The 5,553-nt window shown below is 75.3% G+C and carries 4 protein-coding genes; all 4 read left to right on the top strand.

What is annotated here, in order from left to right:
- A partial coding sequence (locus tag AB0J67_RS38925) for an ABC transporter ATP-binding protein (protein WP_363490479.1) occupies positions 1-1,621 on the top strand: 1,621 nt, incomplete at its 5' end.
- A 75-nt stretch (positions 1,622-1,696) separates the two neighbouring features.
- A complete protein-coding gene (locus AB0J67_RS38930; RefSeq protein WP_363490481.1) occupies positions 1,697-2,557 on the top strand; it encodes a hypothetical protein in 861 nt (286 codons plus the stop codon).
- 141 nt (positions 2,558-2,698) lie between these two features.
- The gene (locus AB0J67_RS38935; RefSeq protein ID WP_363490483.1) at positions 2,699-3,868 is read left to right on the top strand and encodes a damage-control phosphatase ARMT1 family protein; all 1,170 of its coding nucleotides are present in this window, start codon (positions 2,699-2,701) and stop codon (positions 3,866-3,868) included.
- Between the two features lie 152 nt (positions 3,869-4,020).
- Positions 4,021-5,283: a hypothetical protein gene (locus AB0J67_RS38940; protein ID WP_363490485.1), complete on the top strand. Its 1,263-nt coding sequence runs from the start codon at positions 4,021-4,023 to the stop codon at positions 5,281-5,283.
- The last annotated feature ends 270 nt before the right edge of the window (positions 5,284-5,553 follow it).

A 5,553-nucleotide genomic window follows, 5' to 3' on the forward strand; every position in this document is an offset into this window, starting at 1 on the left:
GATGCTGGGCCACTTCGCCCACCTGCACTACTTCGAGGTCGGCGAGCAGGCCGGCACCGCGCTCGACCGGCGACTCTTGGAACTGGCCAACGGCCGGCCCACCCTGGCCCACCTGGACGATCCCCGCTTCGCCGACACGCTCGCGCTGGCGGCACAGGACGTCGCGCAGACCCGCCCGGCGCTGGAAGGGCTGCTGCACCTGGGTGGCCTCGTGCTGCGGGCCGCGGTCACCACGGTCATCCTGGCCACGGTGGACCCGTGGCTGGCGCTGCTGCCGCTGGCGGCCGTCCCGCCGGTGCTGATCACCCGCCGGGCGGCCCGGCTCGTCGAACGCGCCCGCGAGCGCACCGCGGCGGCGGGCCGGTTCACCGGGCACCTGCTGTCGCTGGCCGCCGACGCGGGCGCGGTCAAGGAGATCCGGCTGTTCGGCGCGCACGGGTTCCTGATGGGACGCCAGGCCCGGGAGTGGGCGCGGGCCACCGACGAGCTGTGGGCGGCGCAGTGGCGGGCGGCCCTGCTGCGCGGGTGCGGGCAGCTGCTGTTCGCGTTCGCGTACGGCGCCGCGATCCTGGTCGTGCTGCGCCGCGCCGTCGCCGGGACCGCCACCGTCGGCGAGGTGGTGCTGGTGGTGACCCTCGCCGTGCAGATCAGCGTGCAGGTGGCGAGCGCCATCGGGCTGCACGCGACCGTCGCCGCGGCGGCCCGCACCGCCGAGCGCTTCGCCGAGCTGGCCGCGCCCGTGCCGGAGCTTGCCGCCGTGCCCGCGCGGAACCTTGCCACCGCGCCCGTGCCGGCGCGTGCCGCCGGGCCCGCGCCGGAGCTGGCCGCCAAGCCCGCACCGCGGCGGTTGCGGCGGGGCATCCGGCTGGAGGGCGTGACGTTCAGCTATCCGGGCGCCGCCGGGCCGACGCTGCGCGGCGTCGACCTGACCATCCCGGCCGGCGCCACGGTCGCCCTGGTCGGGGAGAACGGCGCCGGCAAGAGCACCCTGGTCAAACTGCTCTGCGGGCTGTACGCGCCCACCTCCGGCCGGCTCACCGTGGACGGGGTGGACCTGGCGCGTATCCCCGCCGACGCCTGGCACCGGCGGATCGCCATGCTGTTCCAGGACTTCGCCCGGCTGCACTTCACCGTGCGCGACAACGTAGGCGTGGGCGAGCTCGCCCTGCGCGAGGACGACGACGCCCTGCACGCCGCGCTCCACCAGGCCCGCGCGACCCGCGCCGCCGAGCAGGCGGGCGGCCTCGACGGCCTGCTCGGGCGCGGGTACGCCGACGGCACGGAGCTGTCCGGCGGGCAGTGGCAGTCCCTCGGCCTGGCCCGGGCGCTGATGCGCCCCCGGCCGCTGCTGCTGGCGCTGGACGAGCCCGCCGCCGCACTCGACGCCCACGCCGAGAACGCGCTGTTCACCCGCTTCGCCACGGCCGCGCGGCGAGCCGGCCGGGGCTCCGGCGCGATCACCCTGTTCGTGTCGCACCGCTTCTCCACCGTGCGCGCCGCGGACCTGATCGTGGTGCTGCGCGACGGCGCGGTCGCCGAGCTGGGCGGCCACGACGAGCTGATGGCGCGCGGCGGCCTCTACCACGACCTGTTCACCCTGCAGGCCAGGGCGTACGCCTGAGCCGTCGGGCATCGTCCAGGTCGGATTCACGACTGGGCCTAGGCATCCACGCTCGATCAACTTACCGTGTCGGCCATGAACGCCTCTCGGATTCGCCACGCGGCCCCCGGCACCGGCCGGACGCGTACCGATAACGCACGTCACCACAACCCCGGCCGGGCCGTGCTCGCGCTCGCCGGGGTGCTCGCCCTCGCCCTGCTCGGCACCGCCGCCTGCGGGAAGAAGGGCGGCGACCCGCAGACGAGCGCGTCCGCGGACACCGTGCTGACCGGTGGGCCCAGCGCGAGCACGGACCCGAGCGCCGCACCGTCCGGATCGGCCACCGCGGCACCGCAGCCGTCGGCCACCGGTGGCGGCGGCGACAAGCCGCCGTCGTTCCCGGCCTCGGCCAAGGAATACGGCCTGGCCACCCTCGCGGCGTGGGCCAGCGGCAGCAAGTCCCGGCTCGACCTGTACGCCAACCAGGCGGCGGTCGCCCAGTTCATGGGCCACGGCAAGCCGAACAGCCAGTGGACCAACATCAAGTGCGAGGCGTCCGGCGGCAACAACACCGCGTGCGACTACCGCAACGCCCACGGCGACGACGCCCGGCTGACCATGGAGAACACCGAGCTGGGCCACCCCACGGCCACCACCGACGTGTTCATCAACCGCACGCAGTACTCCCACGCCGCCGACCAGTACGTCAGCGACTTCATCGCGGCCTGGCAGGACGGCAACAAGCAGCGGATGACCCGCTACTCCAGCTCGTCGATCGCGAACTCGTTCCTCGGCAAGACCCCGCCGACCGGCAGCCAGACCAGCGCGAGCCAGTCCGGCAGCACCTGGAAGGTGCAGGTGAGCGGCCTGCCGGTGGGCTCCGGGAGCTGGACCTTCACCGTCAAGGCGAGCAACCTCGGCGAGGGCAACGCCATCACCGCCGCCACCGCCGACTGACGGCGCACGTCCTGACCACGGCTCGGTTCATGCTGCTCCACCAGCGTGGACCGGGCCTTGTCACGGGTGGTCCGCGGGGTCGGCGGCCTCCGTCGGCACTAGACTCGGCCTGGTGACGGTACGTAGCGGCGAGGTGCGCAGGTGAACCGGGGACCGGACGCCGGCGCGCCGCCGATCCTGAGCGACGTGCCCGGCTCGTTCACCTGGCGGGTGCTGCACGACCGGCATCCGGCGATCATCCGGCAGGTCGCCGCGGCGTTCCCGTACCCGCCGCACGTCCGCGCGGCGCTGGAGCGGCTGTCCGCCGACGCCCTCGCGGGCGTGGTCGAGCCGCTGCCCGCCGACGCCCACGACGCCGCCGACTGGGCCCGCTGGAGCGCGCCGTACCTGGGCATGAGCTGGTACGACGTGCCGTTTCTGTGGGCCGAGAACTACTTCTACCGGCGGCTGCTCGACGCGGTCGACTACTTCCGTCCCGGTCCCTGGCGAGGGCTCGACCCGTTCGAGCCGCAGAAGACGGCCGAGCTCGCCGATCCCGCGCTCGACGCCGACCTGGCCGGCCTGGCGAAGGTCGCGGCCCTGCCGCCGGGCGAGCAGCTCACCGCCGCGGTGGACGCGGCGCTGTGGGGCAACCGCGCCGACCTGGCGACCAGGCTGTCCGACCCGGAGGCCGAGCACCGCAAGCAGGCCTCCGACCTGGTCGCCGACGACAGCGCGGCGCTGCAGGAGATCCTCGCGCCGGGCACGGGCGGGACGGTGTGCCTGGTCGCCGACAACGCCGGGCGCGAGCTGCTGCCCGACCTGGTGCTGATCGACGTGCTGCTGCGCGGTGGCGGAGCGGCCCACGTCGAGCTGCACCTCAAGCCCCTGCCGTACTTCGTCTCCGACGCCACCGGGCGCGACCTGCTGGCCTGCCTGCACCGGCTCGCCGCGCACGAGGCGTCGGCGCCGCTCGCGCGGCGGCTGCGGGAGGCGATCGGCGACGGGCGGCTGGAGGTCGTCGCGCCGGACTTCTACTGCACCCCGCTGACCTACCGGGAGGTGCCCGCCGGGCTGGCCGAGCGGTTCCGGGTGGCGAAGCTGACCGTGGTCAAGGGCGACCTGCACTACCGGCGGCTGGTCGGCGACCGCCACTGGCCCGCCGAGACGCCGTTCGCGGCGGTGACGGCGACGTTCCCGGGGGCGGTCGCGGCGCTGCGTACGCTCAAATCGGAGGTCCTGGTCGGCGTGCCCGACGCGGCGGCGCGCGACGCGGCGGGCGGCGACTGGCGGCTGAACGGCACCCACGGCCTGATCCAGGTCCGGCGGTAGCCCGGCCCCGCGTGAGGTGCGCACCCCACGGCGACCGGCTGGCCACGCCGCGCCCGGGAGTCACTCCGCCGGTCGAGGTGCCGGTCCGCGCATCACCAGCCCGCCGGTGCGCAGTTGGTACGGGTGGACCGCTCGTCGACCCGGGAGCTGACATGAGGATTCGTAGATCGCTGCTGAGCGTGGCCGGCGCGGCGTGCGCGCTGCTGCCGCTGACCGCCGCCGCGGCCGCACCGGATCCGGTGCCGGCGGCTCCCGAGCCGGTGGTCCCTGACGCGGTGTTCCCGCTGGTGGCGTACACGGAGCACGATCTCGGCGGGGCCTCGCAGGCGTTCGGCACGGGCGTGTTCGACGCCGACACGGGCGGGCTCGCCGCGGTCGGCGCGGACGCGATCTCGTCGCTGCGGGTGGCCGAGGGGTACCGGGTGCTGGCCTGCGATCTCACCGAGGCGCAGAGCGCGGGCACGCTCGGCGGCCTGGGCGCCTGCCGGTACTTCGACGCCGGCTGGTACGACCGGGTCGGCGGCGGCCTCGACGACCGCATCTCGCTGCTGGCCGTGGTGGCCGCGGCCGAGCAGGGCGGGACGGGGTCCGGGGTGACGGTGTTCGGCGGGGCGGGCTTCACCGGCGGGCGGTTGAGCCTGGGGCCCGGCCGGCACGAGGCGGACACCGGTGACCTGGCCCGGCTCGACTCGGTCAACTCGCTGGCCGTCGCCGAGGGGCACACGGCGGTGCTGTGCGACAGCTTCCACTCCACCGCCGTGGCCAGCGGAAACCCCGGCCTGTGCCGGTCGTTTAGGCCGGGTGAGCACGCCACGGTCAGCGCCGACCTGGAGGGCCTGGTGTCGCTGGTCGCGGTCGGCGGCCCGGCGGTGACCGCCACGCAGGGGTACGCCATGGGCGGCGCCGTGCAGTCCTTCACCCCCGGCATCCACCAGGCCGCCGCCGGGGAGCTCGCGGCCGCCGGCAACGACGCGATCAGCTCGCTGCGCGTGTCCCCCGGCTACCGGGTGCTCGCCTGCGCCGACGACCAGGCCGCACCCGCCTCGCTGGACGGGTGCACGCTGTTCGAGGCCGGGGTGCACGACCTGGCCGGCACCGGGCTCGACGACGCGGTCTCGCTGCTGGTGGTCTCGGCCGGCCCGGCCACCGGCGACCTGCTCACCGCGTACGGCGACGCCGACCTGGAGGGCAAGTCGGGCGGGTTCGGCCCGGGGATCTACGCCGCCGCCGACCTCGGCGCGGTCGGCAACGACGAGATCAGCTCGCTGCGCCTGGCCGACGGGGCGCGGGCCGTGCTCTGCGAGCACGACGACGCCGCACCCGGGCAGGTCGGGCAGTGCCGCCTGTTCACCGCGGGCGAGCACGAGGACGTCGGCTCCCTCGACGACCAGGTCTCCCTGCTGGCGGTCTCCTGACCTTCGGCGACCCGGCTTCGGGCTGCTCGGTCCCGGTTCCCGAGTCTTCGGCCGGGCGTGGGCCGGCCGTTCTCGGTGCCCGGGTCTTCGGGCCGGGCACCGGTCCCCGGCTGGCCGGGACTTCCCCCGCTCTGTCTTCGGCTGCTTCGTGCGCCGCTTCCCATGGGGGACATGGCTGCAGCGGGGGACAACTTCTGGGGGGTAGGGAGCAACCCCCAAATTTTACCCCCCCCCCGCACCCGTCGGCCGGGCGGCGCCCCCACCCCCACA

Source organism: Catellatospora sp. NPDC049609, from assembly GCF_040675365.1.
In the GTDB taxonomy this organism is placed as follows: Bacteria; Actinomycetota; Actinomycetes; order Mycobacteriales; family Micromonosporaceae; genus Catellatospora.

What these genes read in the sequence shown, in the direction of transcription:
- AB0J67_RS38930 (WP_363490481.1), top strand. Translation starts at nt 1,697, where the DNA reads ATGAACGCCTCTCGGATTCGCCACGCGGCCCCCGGCACCGGCCGGACG.
- AB0J67_RS38940 (WP_363490485.1), top strand. Translation starts at nt 4,021, where the DNA reads ATGAGGATTCGTAGATCGCTGCTGAGCGTGGCCGGCGCGGCGTGCGCG.